General features: G+C 63.5%; 17 protein-coding genes. 10 read left to right on the top strand and 7 right to left on the bottom strand.

What is annotated here, in order from left to right; all coding sequences use genetic code 11:
• The first annotated feature begins 7 nt into the window (after nt 1-7).
• Both LY284_RS25330 and LY284_RS25325 read left to right on the top strand, forming a co-directional pair.
• Nucleotides 8-811 carry a hypothetical protein gene (locus tag LY284_RS25330; RefSeq protein WP_233388618.1) on the top strand — a complete coding sequence of 268 codons (804 nt, stop codon included), beginning with the start codon at nt 8-10 and terminating at the stop codon, nt 809-811.
• Nucleotides 812-884: 73 nt separating this feature from the next.
• On the top strand, nt 885-1,226 hold the full coding sequence (locus LY284_RS25325; RefSeq protein WP_233388616.1) for a hypothetical protein: 342 nt from the start codon (nt 885-887) through the stop codon (nt 1,224-1,226).
• 509 nt (nt 1,227-1,735) lie between these two features.
• Here LY284_RS25325 and LY284_RS25320 read toward each other — a convergent pair.
• Together LY284_RS25320 and LY284_RS25315 are read right to left on the bottom strand one after the other, a co-directional pair.
• A complete protein-coding gene (locus tag LY284_RS25320) occupies nt 1,736-2,827 on the bottom strand; it encodes an LPS biosynthesis protein (RefSeq protein WP_041733244.1) in 1,092 nt (363 codons plus the stop codon).
• Between the two features lie 622 nt (nt 2,828-3,449).
• A complete protein-coding gene (locus tag LY284_RS25315) occupies nt 3,450-4,430 on the bottom strand; it encodes a glycosyltransferase (protein WP_014251968.1) in 981 nt (326 codons plus the stop codon).
• 73 nt (nt 4,431-4,503) lie between these two features.
• On the opposite strand from LY284_RS25315, the gene LY284_RS38785 reads away from it, so the two are divergent.
• Nucleotides 4,504-4,638 (top strand): hypothetical protein, encoded by a 135-nt coding sequence (locus LY284_RS38785; protein ID WP_255727869.1) that lies wholly within the window; start codon nt 4,504-4,506, stop codon nt 4,636-4,638.
• Between the two features lie 16 nt (nt 4,639-4,654).
• Here LY284_RS38785 and LY284_RS25310 read toward each other — a convergent pair whose 3' ends face one another.
• The 3 genes from LY284_RS25310 to LY284_RS25300 form a co-directional block, all read right to left on the bottom strand.
• Nucleotides 4,655-5,686, bottom strand: coding sequence for an SGNH/GDSL hydrolase family protein (locus LY284_RS25310; protein ID WP_233388614.1), 1,032 nt, complete (start codon nt 5,684-5,686; stop codon nt 4,655-4,657).
• Nucleotides 5,687-5,809: 123 nt separating this feature from the next.
• On the bottom strand, nt 5,810-6,853 hold the full coding sequence (locus LY284_RS25305; protein ID WP_233388611.1) for a glycosyl hydrolase family 28-related protein: 1,044 nt from the start codon (nt 6,851-6,853) through the stop codon (nt 5,810-5,812).
• Nucleotides 6,850-7,098: a hypothetical protein gene (locus tag LY284_RS25300; protein ID WP_233388609.1), complete on the bottom strand. Its 249-nt coding sequence runs from the start codon at nt 7,096-7,098 to the stop codon at nt 6,850-6,852. Before LY284_RS25300 ends, LY284_RS25305 begins: the two co-directional genes overlap by 4 nt.
• 25 nt (nt 7,099-7,123) lie before the next feature.
• On the opposite strand from LY284_RS25300, the gene murJ reads away from it, so the two are divergent.
• A complete protein-coding gene (murJ, locus tag LY284_RS25295) occupies nt 7,124-8,506 on the top strand; it encodes a murein biosynthesis integral membrane protein MurJ (RefSeq protein WP_233388607.1) in 1,383 nt (460 codons plus the stop codon).
• 83 nt (nt 8,507-8,589) lie between these two features.
• Here murJ and LY284_RS25290 read toward each other — a convergent pair whose 3' ends face one another.
• A complete protein-coding gene (locus LY284_RS25290; protein ID WP_375294295.1) occupies nt 8,590-11,727 on the bottom strand; it encodes an acetoacetate--CoA ligase in 3,138 nt (1,045 codons plus the stop codon).
• A gap of 354 nt (nt 11,728-12,081) precedes the next feature.
• On the opposite strand from LY284_RS25290, the gene hmpA reads away from it, so the two are divergent.
• The 5 genes from hmpA to LY284_RS25265 all read left to right on the top strand — a co-directional run bounded on the left by hmpA (nt 12,082) and on the right by LY284_RS25265 (nt 17,178).
• Nucleotides 12,082-13,296, top strand: a complete 1,215-nt coding sequence (hmpA, locus tag LY284_RS25285; protein ID WP_233388605.1) for an NO-inducible flavohemoprotein — start codon at nt 12,082-12,084, stop codon at nt 13,294-13,296.
• 154 nt (nt 13,297-13,450) lie between these two features.
• Nucleotides 13,451-14,437, top strand: coding sequence for a sulfonate ABC transporter substrate-binding protein (locus tag LY284_RS25280; RefSeq protein ID WP_077160636.1), 987 nt, complete (start codon nt 13,451-13,453; stop codon nt 14,435-14,437).
• A 37-nt stretch (nt 14,438-14,474) separates the two neighbouring features.
• A complete protein-coding gene (gene ssuD, locus LY284_RS25275; protein WP_045459914.1) occupies nt 14,475-15,623 on the top strand; it encodes an FMNH2-dependent alkanesulfonate monooxygenase in 1,149 nt (382 codons plus the stop codon).
• Entirely contained in the window at nt 15,620-16,402 is a 783-nt protein-coding gene (gene ssuC, locus LY284_RS25270) for an aliphatic sulfonate ABC transporter permease SsuC (RefSeq protein WP_233388604.1), read from the top strand. Before ssuD ends, ssuC begins: the two co-directional genes overlap by 4 nt.
• Complete coding sequence (locus LY284_RS25265; RefSeq protein WP_167351014.1) at nt 16,399-17,178, top strand: ATP-binding cassette domain-containing protein; 780 nt, start codon at nt 16,399-16,401, stop codon at nt 17,176-17,178. Before ssuC ends, LY284_RS25265 begins: the two co-directional genes overlap by 4 nt.
• Nucleotides 17,179-17,181: 3 nt before the next feature.
• Here the strand turns inward: LY284_RS25265 and LY284_RS25260 are convergent, their stop codons facing one another.
• Nucleotides 17,182-17,655 carry an Lrp/AsnC family transcriptional regulator gene (locus LY284_RS25260; RefSeq protein ID WP_045459923.1) on the bottom strand — a complete coding sequence of 158 codons (474 nt, stop codon included), beginning with the start codon at nt 17,653-17,655 and terminating at the stop codon, nt 17,182-17,184.
• Between the two features lie 135 nt (nt 17,656-17,790).
• Between LY284_RS25260 and LY284_RS25255 the strand changes: the two genes are divergently transcribed.
• Complete coding sequence (locus LY284_RS25255) at nt 17,791-19,167, top strand: amino acid permease (RefSeq protein WP_233388602.1); 1,377 nt, start codon at nt 17,791-17,793, stop codon at nt 19,165-19,167.
• Nucleotides 19,168-19,177: the final 10 nt, after the last annotated feature.

Below are 19,177 nucleotides of genomic sequence, written 5' to 3'. Positions count from 1 at the left end.
CGCCGCCGTGACCTCCACCGACGCCGCCGCCATTACCGGCGCCGTGACCACTGCCCGAACCGCCGTGGCCACCGTCGCCATGACCACCGTCGCCGTGGCCACCGTCGCCATGACCACCGTCGCCGTGGCCACCGTCGCCATGACCACCGTCGCCGTGGCCGCCGTCGCCGTGACCGCCATCGCCATGACCAGCACCGCCGTGACCACCGTCGCCGTGACCGCCGTCGCCATGACCGCCGTCGCCGTGACCGCCGTCGCCATGACCAGCGCCGCCGTGGCCTCCGTCGCCGTGGCCTCCGTCGCCGTGGCCACCATCGCCGTGACCACCGTCGCCGTGACCAACGCCGCCGTGACCACCATCGCCATGGCCTCCGTCGCCGTGCCCATTGCCATGACCGTCGCCATGACCGTGGCCATCGCCATGACCGTCACCATCGCCGTGCCCATGACCGTGGCCATCGCCATGCCCGTCGCCATCGCCGTGCCCATGACCGTGGCCATCGCCATGACCATCACCATCGCCGTGCCCATGACCGTGGCCATCGCCATGCCCGTCACCGTCGCCGTGCCCATGACCGTGGCCATCGCCATGCCCGTCGCCATCACCATGACCGTGTCCGTGATGACCATGCCCCCCCGTATCTCCGCCAGAATCGCCGCCGCCGGAATCACCTCCGCCGGAGTCTCCGCCGCCCGAATTGCCGGGGCCCGAGCTGCCGTTTCCGGTCGATCCCGATCCCGTGCCACCGCCCGTGCTGCCGGAGCCGCCCGTCCCCCCCGCGCCGTTCGTGCCGCCCGCGCCCGCGGTTGAGCCCGGCCCCGCGCCGACCGAGCCCGAACCGGAGCCCGCGCCCGTGCCCTGACCCGAGCCCGAGCCGGCCGCGTTGCCGCCGCCCGCTCTCGATCCCGGTGAGCCATCGCTGCCGCGGCCGCCCTCGAGCAAGAGCACGACCGACGACTGCGTATCGACCGACGGTTCCGTCGACGGCGACATGCCCGCCGACGAATCCGCCGCCGCGACCGTCATCGCCCCGCTCAGGCCGACGGGCGCACACCCATCGGAAGACTGGCTGTTGCAAGGAATCGCCGTCGTCTGCGCGGACGCAAAGTTGGCGGCGGCCGCGGCGATTACGATCGCGCTGAGCTTGATCACCGTGTTCAAGGTTTTTTTCTTAGGATTACTCATGTGTGCCCCGTTTAGTCTTTCGTCGTCACGCGCCACGTGAAGCATCAGACGCGATGTGGGGCAAGAATGACAGGCTGTACGCCGCGTTCTGTGCGGTACTTAACCCGGCGCTGGGGCGTCGTCATTTAACGACGTGCGAGACCTCGCAGAGAACGTTTGCGAACGCTCGGCGATAAGAGAAATGCGATAGCGTTCGTGGCTTCATGCGCCGGATCGTTACCCGGCAACGGCGGACATTGCGTGCGCGCACATGAAGCATCGAAGCGTCGAAACCACGTTGGGCGAAATCGTTTCGAAAGCTTTGTATCGATGAATCGTAGGCTATCTGTATGGTTGGGGCGTCGTCAAGCGCCCTGTGTGTGATGGACCGCAAATGACGATAAGGAATGCAAACTAATCTGGATAGATTCGTCTGACATATAGATTGAACAGCGGGAAATGGACTTTGAAACGCAAACGAGCGGCCACATTGGGCCGCTCGTTGAATCATGCCGCCAAGGGCATGAGCGAATCGAATCGAACTCGACGGATCTTCAGACCCGCTGAAAATTACATGGGATGGCTTGCCACGAAGTTCTTGTACGCCCAGTAAGCATCCTTCGGCGTCTGACCGTCCGACTTCATCAGGCCGAATGCGCCTTCGCTGTCGTCATACAATTCGAACGCTTGAATCGACTGAATGTTGTACTTCGAGGCCACGCTCTGGAACTGGGCCATCATGCGGTTGCCGGCCATGTACGACGCGATCTGCGCATCGGTGCCGTAGTTCGGACGCACGCCGAATTCGTTGATCCACACGGGCTTGCCGAAGGAATGCAGCACGCCGAGCATGTCGTAGCAGCCCGTGCCGCCGCATGCGCGCGTCATGTCGCCCTGGTCCGAATACCAGTGCCATGCGGTGATGTCCCAGTTCACGGTCGGATGGCCGCGGGTGCCGTCGGGTTGCGAGCCGTCCATGAGCATCTGGAAGAACGAGTAATGCAGCCACGTACCGTTCACGATGATCTTGGCCGAGCCATCCACCGACTTCACACCTGCAATCAGACCGCGGATCACGCCACGCGCGACCACGAACGGCTGGTTCCTGTACTGGTTCCACTTCGTTCCGTCGACGTTGCCGTTGAGCGCTTGCGCCTCCAGCTCGTTCGCGACTTCGTAGTACTTGTACTTGTACGTGCCCGCGACCTGCTTGCCGAGGTTGTAGCCCGCGTTATAGGCGTCCTGCTCGTTGCTGAAGCCGGTGCCCAGCATGATCACGGGGTACACCGTCACGCCGCCTGCTTCCATCGTCTGCGCTATCTTGGCGACGACCTTCGCCGAGGCCAGGTTGTACACGGAGTTACGATAAATCTTCGCGCCGATATCCCGCAGTTGCGCGAGCTGCGTCGCGACGGCCGTGGAGTCGTACGCGCCGCCGTTCGTGTTGCGGCCATTCGCGCCGTAGAAGATCGACGTGCTGGTCGACGCCTTCGCGGTCGAGTCCGGCAGGGCGCTCTTGTCGGTCGCGGCGAGATCGACATCGCTGCCGCCGCCGCATGCGGCGAGCAGCACGCTCGTCAGCACAGCGGTCGCGATCGCGGCGGCCTTGCGCGCCGAGAACAGGTTGAACGAGCGAGGAGTGTTGTGTTTGCGGTTCGTCATTGCGTTTAGCATTGCTAATCTATTGCGCAATGCTCGTGAATTCTCAGCACGCTGCAGGACCCTCCCGGCAATTGCGAGATCCAACAAGGGTATGTTGGCATCACGCTGATCCGTGGCCCCGCCGGTATGACATTAGTTAGTCATCCAGACGACAGGCGAAACACGACCGGCTACGCGACGCCAGAATCGGGGCGTTGCAAGTAGCCAGAACGGCACGGATTTGCTGACAAGGTCCAGCGCGCAACACGGCAAGCGCTGGATGGCGGAGTCGAGCAAACAGTTGCGTTCGCTCGCATGGACCTACGAAATGACGAACAAGCTCAATTCGAAGGCGGGCGTCGTCGGAAGGTGGAAACGTTTGCGTCGCGACGGTCAGAAATGCCGATAATTTCGACTCGCTGACACCGTACCGGCAACCGTTGCCGAAAATCAGACAACGGACGCAAGGTTATCGTCTTATGAGATGAATGTAAACGACTGCAACAGCAAAAAAATCCATTCGCTCAGATAGCCACAGCAAAACTTACTTATTCATCGGTGGAATGGGGGTTGCGGCGGGCTTCGGACGCTAACAACGCAGAAGGGTCGAAACAGGATAAGCAGGAGTACGGAAATGAAGCGTTTAACGGCCAAAACGTCTGACGAAACAGTAGAAGAGCCACGGATGAATCTTGAGCATGGCCATCACGAAAGACAGCTTTGGACGATGGTCCGAATACATGCCGAAAAGATGCGCCAGCCGAAGTCGCTCGGCGACGCTGTCGAGAATAGGCTTCGCCAGCCCATACGTCGGCGCCTTGATCGCAGCCTGGAACGCGATGGTGCGATAACCGTAGACATATTTCAGTCTGAAGAGAAGCTTACGGTAATTTCGAATCGGCATCGACGCTGTGCTTTCTTCGACGCGGTCCATGATGGCAAAGATGTCGACGATCTTAGGATTGAAACGCGTCGAAATGCCCGATTCGCGATACATGTACGAGTACAAGGTATCCGGCATGAGCCGCACGATATTCGACTTGCCCAGCGTCTGCACGGACACGCAGATATCTTCGTATATCAGTCCGCTGGGATGTTTGATCGCAAGAAAGATGGAGCGGCGCACGAGCTTATTGAAGCAATACGCCTGCATGGACAGATCGAGAATCTTCTCGACCGCCTCGACGCCGCTCATGATGGCGTCGCCGGCTTCGACGCGATAATTGATCTTGCCTTCCGGGCTGATGTTCTCCGCGGCAAAGATGACGACATCCGCATTGTGCCGCTCGGCTTCTTCGATCACCCTGCGGACGAGATCGTGATGAACGTGATCGTCGCTGTCCACGCACAGGACATATTCGCCGCGAGCCGCAAGCGCCGCGATCCTTCGCGTCTCCGCGAGCCCCTTGTTTTCAGGGTTTTTGATGAACTGCCAGCGAATCCTCGATTGCTGTTCGAGGATGCGCAAGGTAATTTCGCCCGATCGGTCAGGACTGCTATCGTCGACGGCGATGATCTCGAAATCGGTGGAGGTTTGTGACAGTAGTGAGTCGAGACACTCTTCGATATACGGCTCAACCTTGTACACGGGCACGAGAACACTGATTTTTGGCGGTGCGGACATGAATGTTTTACCCTTTTAACTGCACGGGAGTGCTTATTCAGGAAGGCGACTGCGCCCAAGGAGTTTACTTTGGATGCGAAGAGTATGTACTAGGGTTATTCAGCAGTTCTGCTTTCACGATTTGAAGCGCAGCGAACGCACGCGAGAAGAACTGTATGCGTGCGTCGCGCAGATCGATCAGAACGCCGATGTATTTCACATGGCGTGAAGCGGCTGATGCGCGATTAACGGCCAAGCCCGTTTGCCGCGATCTGCTGTTCCACGTATTGCGCGAAGAGCGCATGCATGCGCGTGGTGGGATGAAGGTCGTCCGCGAACATATAGGTTTGGTCCGCGTTCGAGGAGACATAAGTAGCGGGCGAGCAGAGCAGCGACGTGTCGTGCGGCGTCTTCGACGGATCGCATGCTTGCGCGGTATTGGATACGGTGAAACCGTTGGCCTGATAGTTCGCGATGGTTTGCGTCGTCCATGTATAAGCGTCGATCAGGATAACCTTACCTTGTAGACCGTTCGCCTGCAACGCGGCGTTGAGCGTTGCGTTGAAGAGTTGCGAGAGCTGCGTGAAGTTCGCGCCGCCATCCGACGACTTGATGCCGTCGGGCGAGAGTCCGATGTTCGGCACATTGATCACGACCACATGCGTCGCGCCGCCTTGCACGATCTGCCCGACGAGTTGCGCGAGCGTCGTGGCGGCTGTCTGCACGGTCGTGTTGGCGGCGGGCGGGCTGCCGGCGCGCAGCACGTCGTTTGCGCCGCCCCAGACGAGCACGAGCTGGCCCGGGTTGAAACTGCCGTGAGCGGACAGATAGCTCGCAATCTGCTGATTGACGGGCATTTCGATGTCGCCGATCACGTCGGTCAGGAATTGATTCTGATTGGCCGGCGTGGCGACGGTCGAGCCGCCTTGTGCATAGCCCAGGCCGCCGCGCGCCTTCAGTTCGTGGCCGAGATCGATGGTGAATGCCGCGGTGAGCGTGTCGCCGTAATACTGCGCGACGTCCTGCGTCCACACCTGGCCGGGATTCGTCGTGAAGCGCCCGCCGCCGACCGCGCCAGCGATGGGCGCATAGGTTCCGACGTCCGAGAGGCTGTCGCCGAACGATACAACCTGCAATTTGACGCCGCCCGCCGGCTCCGTCGAGCCGCTCGAGCCGCCTGAGCCCGAGTCGCTTCCACCGCCGCATGCGGTAAGCCATGCAACCAGCAAGGCAGAAATTGCCTTGCGCAAGCCGAGTGTGATTCCGCTATGACGCATCGCTTGTCCTTCCGTCGTTCGTGCGGGCGGCTTTCGGCCGGACGATGAATCGTCAGGCGGATCGAAGCCGCGCCCCGTGGAAACGGCAAGCAAGAAAGATGCGCTGCAGTGCGCGAGACGACCTTATTCGGTTGCGCAGTCGTTGCACGTGTTGTCGATATAGCGGGCGGCCTTTCCTTTCTCCGGCGGGCTGATCTGCATATAGCCGCCGTCGAGCACGTTGTGGCGGACGACATTGCCGCTATAGTCCACGCCACCCTCGCCATTGGAACCGCCGGTGATGTTGCCGCCATTGATCATGCGATTGCATTCGAGGACATTGCCGCCCGTATCCTGCGTCGCGTCGTTGTTTTCGGGGCCCATGCGGCAGTTGTCGGCGAGGTTATAGGCGACGCGTCCGTTGACCGATCCCACCAGCGCGACGCCGTAGAGCGGACAGTTCGCGAACGAGTTGAACACCAGCACCGCGCCGGTGCCGCCGCCGTGCCCTTCGGTCTGAAACATCGACTGGCCGAAAAAGTCGCGGAAGCTGTTGCCCGCAAGAATAAAGTGATCGACCGCGCCGTTCGTCTGGACAGGAATATCGTAGTGTCCAGGATTCTCCCAATCGCGGATGCGCGTCGGATTCGCGCCCACGAAGTTGCAGCCGACGAGACTGTTCCCCGTCGACGGGCCTTCGTAATTGAACATGTTGCTGTCCGCGCGAACCGTCTTTTTGAGGGTGACGCCGGGCTCGCACTGAATATGCCGGTTGCTCGCCGTGACTACGACCGTGTGATTGAGCAGATACGTGCCCGCGGGCACGAGCACGTCGCCGGCGTCGACTGCGGCCTGGAACGCCCTGGTGTCGTCGGTGGTGCCGTTGCCCTTTGCGCCGAAGTCCTTCGGGCTGCGCGGATTGACCAGTTTCGGTGGCACAAACGCGGTCTGCGGGCAACTGGCCGTGGCCGGGACGGGCGACGTGTCGAGGCTCGCGTGGATGCCGCTGCCCCAGCCCGTCGTGCGATACCACCAGCGCATGAAGCCGCCGCGCGAGAAGTGGTCCTGCAAGCGGCCTTCGTCCCATGCGGCGTAGGCCGCGTGAACCTGCGTCTTCACGCCCGGCACGCCCGCCGCGAAGGCGACAACGCCGACAACCAGCACGCCGATCACGATGGGTCGTCTCATTGCGTGTCCCCCATCCTATAAACGAATTTCAATTCCGACCGCCCATGATAGTTCGCGTGGCGCGCGCCGCTGAATGCGCGGCCGCCGAATGATCCCGAAGATTTACCCGGCGCGGTCGCGCCATCGGTGCGATAAGTCACTTCCCGCGTGAAAAACCTCTGCGGATTGGCCTTCCGCGAAAACGGGTGGCGCGTCGAACAGTCGATGCCTTGTCTTTGCTGCACGCTGCTTTTCGATTCATCCAACAAAAGAAGCCATGCCGGAGGAAAGGTGCTGACCGCAACCGTGCAATCGGTAAGAGACCGGGTAAGAAATCGTCTGAGCGGCGTTCATCAGGACCACAAGCGCATTGCGAGAAGCGCGCTCGTCCTGCTCGTGTTCGTGCTCGCCGGAAAGTTGATCGGCGCATCGAAGGAAATGGCGATCGCGTACCGCTATGGCATCAGCGGCGCGGTGGACGCCTATCAGCTCGCGCTCACGCTCGTCACCTGGCTGCCCTCGACCATCACCAACGAACTGAGCGTCCTGCTCGTCACCGCGCTCGTCGCGCTGAGAAAGGACAAGGCGCAGCAAGACCGCTTTCTCGGCGAACTGGAAGGCGCGGGGCTTGCCATCGGCATCGTGGTTTCGCTGCTGCTGTATTTCTTCTGGCCGCACATGGTGGGCTTCTTCTCGGGAAGCCTCTCCGATTCGACCCGCGAAATGTGCCGTCAGATGGTCATCGGGATGACGCCCGCCGGCGTGCTCGCCTTCACGATCTGCATTTCGTCGGCGCGGCTGCAGGCGTCGGAAAAGCACATCAACACGCTGCTCGAATGCGTGCCGGCCATCGCGCTGCTGGCGTTCGTGCTGAGTGCGCGCGAGCACGCGTCGATCATGCCGCTCGTGCTCGGCACGACCATCGGCATAGCGATACAGGCCGCGTGGCTGCGCATCCTGGCGCGCAAGGCGGATGCCGCGCCCGCCCGGCCGCGCCTGTCCCTGAGCGCGCCGCAGTGGCCGCGCATGATGCGCTCGCTCGCCATGTTGCTGATCGGCTCGGTCGTGGCGAACCTGTGGCTGCCCGTCGACCAGTATTTCATGGCGCAACTCGGCGACGGCGCCATCGCGACGCTCGGCTACGCCAATCGCCTGCTGTCGCTCCTGGTGAGCATGGGCGCGATCGCCATCAGCCGGGCGACGCTGCCGATTCTCTCCGAGATCCTGCATCGCGGCGATCATGCGCGGGCGCGCAGCACGGCGCTGAAATGGTCCTTCGTGATGCTGGCGGTGGGGACCGTCGGCGCGGGCATCGCCTATGCGCTCGCGCCGTACGCGATCGCGCTGCTGTTCCAGAAAGGCGCGTTCACGAGCGAGGACACGATCGCGGTCACGCGCCTGTTCCGCTTCGGGCTTTCGCAGATTCCGTTCTCCTTCGGCATGTGCGTGCTCATTCAGTTGTTCGCGGGCGAGGCGCGCTACAAGGCCATCACCGTGATATCCGTGATCGGCTTCGCGGCCAAGCTGGCCGCCAATGCGGTGCTGGTGCGCTTCCTCGGCCCGCTGGGCGTGCCGCTCGGCACGGGCGTGGGCGCAGCAAGCGTGATGGCGTGCTATCTCTTCTGGACGCGATTCGCGCCGCCTTATGCACCGGACGCCGGCACGGACCGGTGAAGGGCTGAGCGCTTCTCTTAGACGCCCCAAAAAAATCAGCCGCCCCGGACCTGCGGGCGGCTGATGTCGAGAGGCCGCGACAACTACGCGCTGCGAATCACGCCGCGAGGCGCGACGCCCTGCGCACCGGAGCCCTCCGCGACGCCATAATCGCCGTCCAGCGCGGCGGCGGCGGCATACACGCCCGGATCCTCGATGACGCCGCCGTGATCGCCTGGCACCTCGGCAACGGTCAGACCGCGGCGCGCGATCTTGCGCCACAGCGGCAGCGGATCGCCCCGGTCTTCCTCGCGCCCGGATGCGCGCACATAGACGATCCGGCCGCCGTCGAAGGGCCTCGGCCGGTAGTTGTTCATCGCGGTGCGGAACGTGTTGCGCAACTGGCGCAGCACCGGCGGCATCGGGTCGGCGGCGGCGTTCGGACCCGGCGCGGCCTGCACCTGCGGCACGCGGCCGAGGCGCATCGCCAGCTTGTTGCGCGCGGCGGCGTACTTGGTCGCGGCGAAGCCAGCGCGTTCGCGCGGCGACATCTCCGCGAGCGTCTTGCACAGGCGTTTGACATAGTCGCACCGGAATCCGACCATCGCGAACCACGGCAGCCAGCGTTCCTCCACGTAGGTGTCGAGCAGGCACACAAATTCCGTCTGCTCGCCCGCGGCAAACAGTTGCTGTGCGACTTCGAGCGCGATCAGGCCGCCGAAGGAGAAGCCGGCGAGCGCATACGGCCCCTTCGGCTGAACCTTGCGAATCTGTTCGACGTAGGTCTTCGCCATGTCCTCGACGCGGTGCTGCGGTGGCGTTTCGCCGTCGAGCCCGAGCGCCTGCAGGCCGTACACCGGGCGTGACTTGCGCATCGTGCCGATGAGCCGGGTGCATTCGAGCACCGATCCCGTCACGCTATGCATGAGGAAGATCGGCGTGCCTTCGCCTTCGCGCATCGGCACGAGCACTTCGGAGGTCTGCGGCAGCGTGCCTTTTTCGATCACGTCGGCGAGTTTGGCGATGGTCGGCGCGCGCAGCATCGTCGAGAGCGGAATCGGGCGGCCGGCGACCGGCTGCAATTCCGCGAGCAGACGCGCCGCGAGCAGCGAATGGCCGCCGAGCTCGAAGAAGTTGTCGTCGCGGCCGATCGGTGCGAAGGCGAAAAGCTGCTCCCACTTCAATTGCAGCAGCCGCTCCAGTTCCGCGCGCGTCGTGTAGGTCTGCGGGATGTCGTCCGCGGGCGGCTGCAGGGCGGGGTGATTGCGGATCGAATCGAGCGAGGCCGGATTGCGCAGCGCGGACGTATTGGTGACATCGAGTCCGTTCACCGCATTGCGCACCGCGGTTTCGGTGAGCTTGCCGCTATGCGTGATCGGCAGATCGTCGACGGCCGCGATCACGTCCGGCACGTGCGCGGCCGAGGCGCGGCGCACGATGTCGCGGCGAATCCGCGCGATCAGCGCGCCGCCGAAGCGCGCGCCGGGCTTGAGCGTGACGAGCAGCACGAGCCGCTCGCCGATGGCGTGGCCCGGCCCGCCGGCGGGCCGAATGCGTTGCTGCACGACGATGCCGTCGCGGATTTCCGGAATGTCGTTCAGCACGCGATAGATCTCGTCCGGCCCGACATTGATGCCGCGCACGACGAGCACGCCGTCGCTGCGCCCATGCAGGAGCGCCGTGCCTTCCGGCGGAAACTCGATCTGGTCGCCGTGCGTCCAGACGCCGGGATTGGCGCTGAAATACGCCTTGTGGAAACGCTCGCCTTCGGGATCGTTCAGAAAGCCGAGCGGGCGCGACGGGAACGGATTCACGCACACCAGTTCGCCGACGCCCTCGGCGCGCGCGCCGTCGCGCCACGCCTCCACGTCGAGCGCGAGGCTCTTGCACTGCGCCTCGCCGGAATAGACGGGCAGGTTCGGGTTGCCCAGAACGAAGCAGCCGAGAATATCGGTGCCGCCGGAAATCGATTGCAGGCGCAGCGGCTTCACGTTGTCGCGCACCCATTCGAACTGCGAGTCGAAGAGAATCGCGCCGGTGGACATCATCGAGCGCAGGGCGTGCAGATCGAATTCGCGCGAGGGCACGAGACCGGCGTCCTCGCACATCTTCAGATAGGCGGGGCTCGTGCCGAAGGCGTTGACGCGCTCGTCGGCGACGAGGCGCCACAAGGTATCGACCGATGCGATCGGCCCGTCGTACGTGACGATTTCCACGCCCGATGCGAGCGCCGACAATTGCCAGTTCCACATCATCCACGCGCAGCTCGTGTGGAAGTACATGCGCTCGCCCGGCTTCAGGTCGCAATGCAGCCGATGCTCCTTCAGATGTTCGAGCAAGCTGCCGCCCGCGCCGTGCACGATGCACTTCGGCTTGCCGGTCGTGCCCGACGAGAACATCACGAAGAGCGGATGATTGAAGTTGAAGCGCTTCCATTCCAGGCGGCTCGCGTCGCCGGACGCGACCAGCACGTCGAGCGCATTGACGGGCCGCGCGGCGCGCAAGGCACTCGGGTCGCCATCGATCGCGACGATGCCTTCGAGCGATGGCAGCGCTCGCGCGAGTGCGACCATCTTGTCGACGAGCGGCGTGCCGGTATCGAACGCTTTCGCTTCGGTGTGCGCGAACAGAAAGCGCGGCGCGAGTTGCGAGAAGCGGTCGAGCAGCGTTTCGATGCCCATCTCCGGCGCGGCGGTCGAAAGCGTCGCGCCGATCGCGGTGACGGCGAGCGCGGTGACGATCGCGTTCGCGTCGTTGCGCATCACGCCCGCGACACGGTCGCCTTCGCGCACGCCCAGTTGCGTGAGCGCGTCGGCGAGGCGCGCCACGCGCTCGCGCAATTCGCCGCGCGTGTAGCGCACGCGGCGGCCGTCGGCGTGACAGGCGGTGAGCGCGGGGGCGTCGGGGCCGGCAATCGCAAAGCCGAGCAGATTATCTGCGTAGTTCAACGATACGCGCGGAAAGAAGCTCGCGGTTTCGCACTCATCGCCGACACACACCGGTTCGGCTTCGCCGGACCATGCGAGTCCGTGCGACCAGTCGATGAAGCACTTCCAGAATTCCCGATACTCCCTGACCGAAAAATCATGCAGTGCGCCATAGCGCGCGAAAGACTGCCCCGTTCGTGCCTGCAGCGCCGCGGTGAACGCGGTCATCTGTGAATCCGCGGCGCGCGCGGGATCCCGGTCGAAAATCGGCAGACGCGAACTCGCCTCGTTGGGCGATTCCGAACGATTCATCATTGGACTCCCTCAATGGTTGCGGCAATACCGTATACGGCCGGCTTGCTTTTTTTATTTGTTGAAACGGTCGATCCATGTCCGGCGCTGAGCGCTCTGGCTTTATCGAGGTCCGATTCCGGGCAGACCTCATTCCATCGACAAAAGCGTATCCAGCCAGATCGCGGGACAATGTGCGGTGGTAAACAGAACGCATCGGCTCGGTGCGAGAATCGGTCAGAAGTATGCGAACAGGTGTTAGGTGTCCGCTGAAAAACGAATTTCGTCGCAGCGCGCGTCGTCATTCATACCGATTTCTGGCGCGGATTTATTCCGCGAGATTTTCATCTGATGATTTTTTGCGGCAGAGGAGCGATCATGCTTACGCAAAAAACGAAAGACATCGTCAAGGCCACCGCGCCCGTGCTGGCCGAGCACGGCTATCCGATCATCCAGCGTTTCTATTCGCGGCTGTTTCAGGCGCATCCCGAGTTGAAGAACGTCTTCAACATGGCGCATCAGGAGCAGGGGCAGCAGCAACAGGCGCTCGCGCGCGCCGTGTATGCGTATGCGGAGAACATCGAGAACCCCGAGAGTCTCGCGGCCGTGCTGCGCAACATCGCGCACAAGCACGCGAGCCTGGACGTGCGCGCGGAGCACTATCCGGTCGTCGGCGAGCATCTTCTGGGCGCGATCAAGGACGTTCTCGGCGATGCCGCCACCGGCGAGATCATCGCCGCCTGGGCGCAGGCCTACGGTAATCTCGCCGATGTGCTGATGGGCATGGAAAGCGAACTGCGCGAAACCTCCGCGGCCCAGCTCGGCGGATGGAACGGCTGGCGGCGCTTCGTCGTGAAGGACAAGCGCGCCGAAAGCAGCGTGATCACGTCGTTCGTTCTGGAGCCGGTGGACGGCAAGCCCGTGATGAATTTCGAACCCGGCCAGTTTGTCAGCGTCGCGGTGGACGTGCCCGCGCTCAAGCTGCAGCAGATCCGGCAATACAGCCTGTCGGACATGCCGAACGGTCACAGCTATCGCATATCCGTCAAGCGTGAGGAAGGCGACGCGACGCGCCCGCCCGGTTATGTGTCGTCGCTGCTGCACGAGCATGTCGGCGTGGGCGACGAGCTTGCTCTCGCCGCGCCGTTCGGCACGTTCTACATCGATGTCAACGCCACCACGCCGATCGTGCTGATCAGCGGCGGCGTCGGCCTCACGCCGATGGTCAGCATGCTCAGGCGCGCCATACAGAACCCGCAGCGGCAGGTGGTCTTCGTGCACGGCGCGCGCAATGGCGCGGTGCACGCGATGCGCGACCGGCTGCGGCAAACCGCGGCGACGTATGCCAACTTCAAGGCGTTCGTCTACTACGACGACCCGCTGCCCGCCGACGTGCAAGGCGAGGATTACGACCGCAAGGGCTTCGTCGATCTGAACGAACTGAAGGCGCTGATCCTCCAGCCGGACGCCGATTACTACATCTGCGGGCCGATTCCGTTCATGCGCATCCAGCATGACGCGCTTAAGGCGATGGACATACCGGAAACGCGGATTCACTACGAAGTCTTCGGACCGGACCTGTTTGCGGAGTGAGAGCGCGCGGGTTGGCGCGGTTCGCGTCCTTATTACTTTTCCATCGACCGCAAGCACGCAAACGCCGCTATCGATAGCACGATTCCTCGTTTAGCTCACGCTAACCGCGTTGCTAACATCGACAACGATGTCTCAGCACAACGAGGAATTACGCATGTCCGACCGCAACAACGCGCGCTTCGTCCCGGCGCGCCGCCGCACGCTTCTCACGCTCGCCGCGCTCGGCGCGGGGCTCTCGGGCGGCGTCGCCTCAAGCATCGCGCGCGCCGCCGATGCGCCGAAAACGCTGCGCATCGGCTATCAGAAGTACGGCAACTTCGTGGTGCTCAAGGCGCGCGGCACGCTCGACAAGCGTCTCGCCGCGCAGGGCGTCACCGTGCAATGGCTCGAATTCCCGGCCGGGCCGCAACTGCTCGAAGGCCTCAATGCGGGCGCGGTCGATATCGGCACGGTCGGCGAGACGCCGCCGATTTTCGCGCAGGCCGCGGGCGTCGATTTCGTCTATATCGGCGCGGAGCCGCCCGCGCCGCACGCCGAAGCCATCGTCGTGCCGAAGGATTCGGGCATTCGATCCGTCGCGGAGTTGCGCGGCAAGAAAGTCGCGCTCAACAAAGGGTCGAACGTGCATTACCTGCTCGTCGAGGCGCTCAAGAAAGCGAAGCTCGGCTGGTCCGATATTCAGCCGGTCTATCTCGCCCCCGCCGACGCGCGCGCCGCCTTCGTGCAGGGCAGCGTCGATGCATGGGTCATCTGGGACCCGTATCTCGCGGCGGTCGAAAAGCAGGCCGGCGCGCGCCAGCTCACCGACGCGAGCGGCATCGTGCGCAACGTGCAGTACTACCTCGCCACGCGCAAGACCGCGACGGCGCAGCCGCAACTCGTGCACGCGGTGCTCGAAGAACTCGATCAGGTCGATCGCTGGGCGCGCGAGAACGTGCCCGCCGTGGCCGCGCAACTGTCGCCGCTCGTCGGCCTCGACGCGGGCGTGCTGGAAACCGCGCTCAGGCGCACGTCGTATGGCGTGAAGCCGATCGATCCGGCCACGCTCGCGTATCAGCAGCAGATCGCCGACACCTTCACCGAGCTCAAGCTCATTCCCAAGAAACTCGACGTGACCGAGGCGCGCTGGAACGTCGCCTGAACGTCGGCCATCACGAAATCGAAAAAGGTATTCAGCGATGAATGTTTTCTGGTTCATTCCCACGCACGGTGACAGCCGTTACCTCGGCACGTCGCAAGGCGCGCGGGCCGCGAATTACGACTACTTCCGCCAGATCGCCGTGGCCGCCGATACGCTCGGCTACGAAGGCGTGCTCCTGCCCACCGGCCGTTCCTGCGAAGACGCATGGGTGGTGGCGTCGAGCCTCATTCCCGCGACCAAGCGCCTCAAGTTCCTCGTCGCGATCCGGCCGGGCCTGAGCTCGCCGGGACTGTCGGCGCGCATGGCCTCGACCTTCGACCGGCTTTCGAACGGGCGCCTGCTCATCAACGTCGTGACGGGCGGCGACCCGAACGAACTCGCGGGCGACGGCGTCTTCCACGATCACGACACGCGCTACGAAATCACCGACGAATTCCTCACCATCTGGCGCGGCCTGCTCGAACAATCGCACGAGAACGGCAGCTTCGATTTCGACGGCAAGCATCTGCAATCGCAAGGCGGCAAGGTGCTGTATCCGCCGGTGCAGAAGACGCATCCGCCGCTGTGGTTCGGCGGCTCGTCGCCGGCGGCGCACGAGATCGCGGCGAAGCATATCGACACGTATCTGACGTGGGGCGAGCCGCCCGAAGCCGTCGAAAAGAAACTCGCCGATATCCGCCGCCGCGCCGCCGACGAAGGCCGCTCGATCAAGTTCGGCATCCGCCTGCATGTGATCGTGCGCGAAACGGAACAGGAAGCCTGGGCCGACGCCGACAAGCTCATCAGCAAGCTCGACGATGAAACCATCCGCCGCGCGCAGGCCTCGTTCGCGAAGATGGATTCGGAAGGCCAGCGCCGCATGGCCGCGCTGCACGGCGGCGATCGCAACAAGCTGGAGGTGTATCCGCATCTGTGGGCGGGCGTCGGGCTCGTGCGCGGCGGCGCGGGCACCGCGCTCGTCGGCAATCCGGAACAGGTCGCCGGCTTGATGAAGCAGTACGCGGAACTCGGCATCGACACGTTCATCCTCTCGGGCTATCCGCATCTGGAAGAGTCGTACCGGTTCGCCGAACTGGTGTTTCCGCTGTTGCCGCGCAAGCAGCGCGAGCAGGCGAGCGGACCGTTGTCGGGGCCGTTCGGCGAAGTCATCGGCACGTCGGAGCTGCCGAAGGTATCGGCATCATGAAGCTGCAAGCCATCGCCCACCGCGCGCTGCCGTGGCTCGTGCCGGTGCTGATCCTCGTCGCCTGGGAGAGCGCCGCGCGCACGGGCGGGTTGTCGTCGCGCGTGCTGCCCGAGCCGCTCGCGGTCGTGAAGGCGGCGTGGGCACTGATCGAATCTGGCGATCTGTGGGCCAACGTGAAGGTCAGCGCGGGCCGCGCGCTCGCGGGCTTCGCGATGGGCGGCGGCATCGGCTTCGTGCTCGGTCTCGCGACCGGCCTCTTCAAGCCGGCCGAAGTCGCGCTCGATTCGACCGTGCAGATGATCCGCAACATTCCCGCGCTCGCGATGATCCCGCTGCTCATCTTGTGGTTCGGCATCGGCGAGGAAGCGAAGCTCGTGCTCGTGGCGCTGGGCGTGTTCTTCCCGGTCTACGTCAACACGTATCACGGCATTCGCTCGGTCGATCGCGATCTGATCGAGATGGCAAAGAGCTATGGCCTGTCCGGCTTCGCGCTGTATCGCCATGTGATCCTGCCGGGCGCGTTGCCATCGATTCTCGTCGGCGTGCGCTTTGCCTTCGGGCTGATGTGGGTGATGCTGATCGTCGCCGAAACCATTTCCGCGCAATCGGGCATCGGCTATATGACGATGAACGCGCGCGAATTCCTGCAAACCGATGTCGTCGTGGTCGGCATCCTGCTCTACGCGCTGCTCGGCAAGCTCGCGGATTCCCTCGCGCGCGCGATCGAACGCGCGACCTTGCGCTGGCATCCGTCCTACCAAACGAAGGCGCAATCATGAACCTGATGGAGTTCGACACGCTGGCGCCCGCGTTCAGGCGCGAGCAACCGCAACCGCACGCGCGCGCGCCGTTCGCGGGCCGCGATCTCGCCGTGTCGCTGCGCGGCGTGGAAAAGCGCTTCGGCGAACGCACGGTGCTCGATCAGTTCGATTTCTCGATCGAACGCGGCAGCTTCGTATCGATCGTCGGACGCAGCGGCTGCGGCAAGTCCACCTTGCTGCGGCTCATTGCCGGGCTCGACCGGCCGACGCATGGCACCGTGCAGCGCAACGGCTTGCAGATGCGCATCATGTTCCAGGATGCGCGCCTGTTGCCGTGGAAGAGTGTGCTCGACAACGTGATGATCGGCCTGCCGCGCGACAAGCGCGACGAGGCCCGCGCGACGCTCGCCGAAGTGGGGCTGGCCGAGCGCGAGAAGGAATGGCCGTCGCGCCTGTCGGGCGGTCAGCGTCAGCGCGTGGCGCTGGCGCGCGCGCTCGTGCACCGGCCGGATCTGCTGCTGCTCGATGAACCGCTCGGCGCGCTCGACGCGTTGACGCGCATCGAAATGCAAGGCCTGATCGAGCGGCTATGGCGCGAACACAAGCTCACCGCGCTGCTCGTCACGCACGACGTGCAGGAAGCCGTATCGCTCGGCGATCGCATCGTGTTGATCGATGCAGGGCGTATCACGCTCGATACCGACGTGCCCTTGCCAAGGCCGCGCACGCGCACGGCGCCCGGTTTCGCGGAACTCGAGGAACGCGTGCTCGCGCGCGTGCTGCAGCGGGCCTGAGCGTCACGTCTCCAGCGGCACCGCGCTCACGCACTTCAGTTCGTCGAGACAGACGCTCGATTTCACGCCGCTCACGCCGGGAATGCGCATCAGCGTGTCGAGCAGAAACTCCGACAGGCCCTTGAGATCCCGCGCGATCACCTTCAGCATGTAATCGATATCGCCCGTGACGGCGAAGCATTCCTGTATCTCCGCGAGCCTGCCGACCACGCCCTTGAACTTGGCGAGGTCGCGCACGTGGCCGCGTTCCATCGTCACCTGAATGAACGCGACGACGCCAAAGCCGAGCGCCTGCGCGTCGAGCCGCGTCTCATAGCCCTTGATCACACCCAGCTCTTCCAGCCGCCGATGCCGCCGCAGCGTCTGCGCGGGCGACAGATTGATCGCCTCCGCAAGCTCGAGATTGGAGATGCGTCCGCGGGACTGCAGCATCCCGAGCAAACGCAGGTCGATACGATCGATCTCGATAGTCTGCAATTTAATTTCTCCAATGGGCCCGGTGATGAAATCCGGGCTCGCAAACTAGGGTTTGTCTGCGCGCTTTAGGAAATCATATTGTGCGGCAACAAATTTACACTGTTTCCCCTAAATCGAGCATTAGGAGAGAGACACGTGGCACATGAGGGACACGGCACGCTCAAACGCGGCCTGAAGAACCGTCACATTCAGTTGATCGCGCTCGGCGGCGCGATCGGAACCGGCTTGTTTCTTGGCATCGCGCAGACGATCAAATCGGCGGGACCGTCGGTGCTGCTCGGCTATGCGATCGCGGGCATCGTCGCTTTTTTCATCATGCGGCAGTTGGGCGAGATGGTCGTCGACGAGCCCGTCGCAGGTTCGTTCAGCCATTTCGCGGATAAATACTGCGGGCAATACGCGGGCTTCCTGTCGGGCTGGAATTACTGGGTGCTCTACATTCTCGTGTCGATGGCCGAGCTTTCCGCCGTCGGCATCTACGTGCAGTACTGGTGGCCGGGCATTCCGACATGGGTCTCCGCGCTCGTCTGCTTCTGCCTCATCAACGCGATCAATCTCACGAGCGTCAAGTCCTACGGCGAACTGGAGTTCTGGTTCGCGATCGTGAAGGTCGTGGCGATCGTCGGCATGATCGGCTTCGGCGGCTATCTGCTGTTCTCGGGCGCGGCCGGACCGGAAGCGAGCGTGAGCAATCTGTGGCGTCACGGCGGCTTCTTCCCGAACGGCGCGTCGGGCCTCGTCATGGCGATGGCCGTCATCATGTTCTCGTTCGGCGGGCTCGAACTCGTGGGCATCACGGCTGCCGAAGCGGACGATCCTTCGCGCACCATTCCGCAAGCGACCAATCAGGTGATTTATCGCATCCTGATTTTCTACGTGGGCGCGCTCGGCGTGCTGCTCTCGCTGTATCCGTGGACGAAGGTCGTCACCGGCGGCAGCCCGTTCGTGCTGATCTTCCACGCGATGAACAGCAACATCGTCGCGCACGTGCTGAACGCGGTGGTGCTGACGGCGGCGCTCTCGGTCTATAACAGCGGCGTGTACTGCAACAGCCGCATGCTCTACGGTCTCGCGCAGCAAGGCAATGCACCGCGCGCGCTGCTCAAGGTCAACAAGCGCGGCATTCCGCTGATCGCGCTCGGCGTCTCGGCGCTCGCGACCGCTGCCTGCGTGCTCATCAATTATCTGATGCCGGGCAAGGCGTTCGAGTTGCTGATGGGGCTTGTGGTGTCGGCGCTCATCATCAACTGGGCGATGATCAGTCTCATCCATCTGCAATTCCGCCGCGCGAAAGCCCGTGCGGGTGAAACGACCGTGTTCAAGAGCTTCGGCTATCCGCTCACCAACTATCTGTGCCTCGCGTTCCTCGGCGGCATTCTGGTGATCATGTGCCTGATTCCCGATCTGCGCATGTCGGTCTATCTGATTCCGGTGTGGCTCGTCGTGCTGGGCGTGGGTTATGCCGTTCGCAATCGTCGCCGCGCGAGTGCGGCGATGCCGTCGCGCATCTGACGTTTGAAGG

Source organism: Caballeronia sp. PC1, assembly GCF_021353155.1.
GTDB classification, from domain to species: Bacteria; Pseudomonadota; Gammaproteobacteria; order Burkholderiales; family Burkholderiaceae; genus Caballeronia; species Caballeronia cordobensis.
The sequence above is the reverse complement of the archived record's forward strand: the minus strand, read 5'-3'. Positions and strand labels throughout refer to the sequence as shown.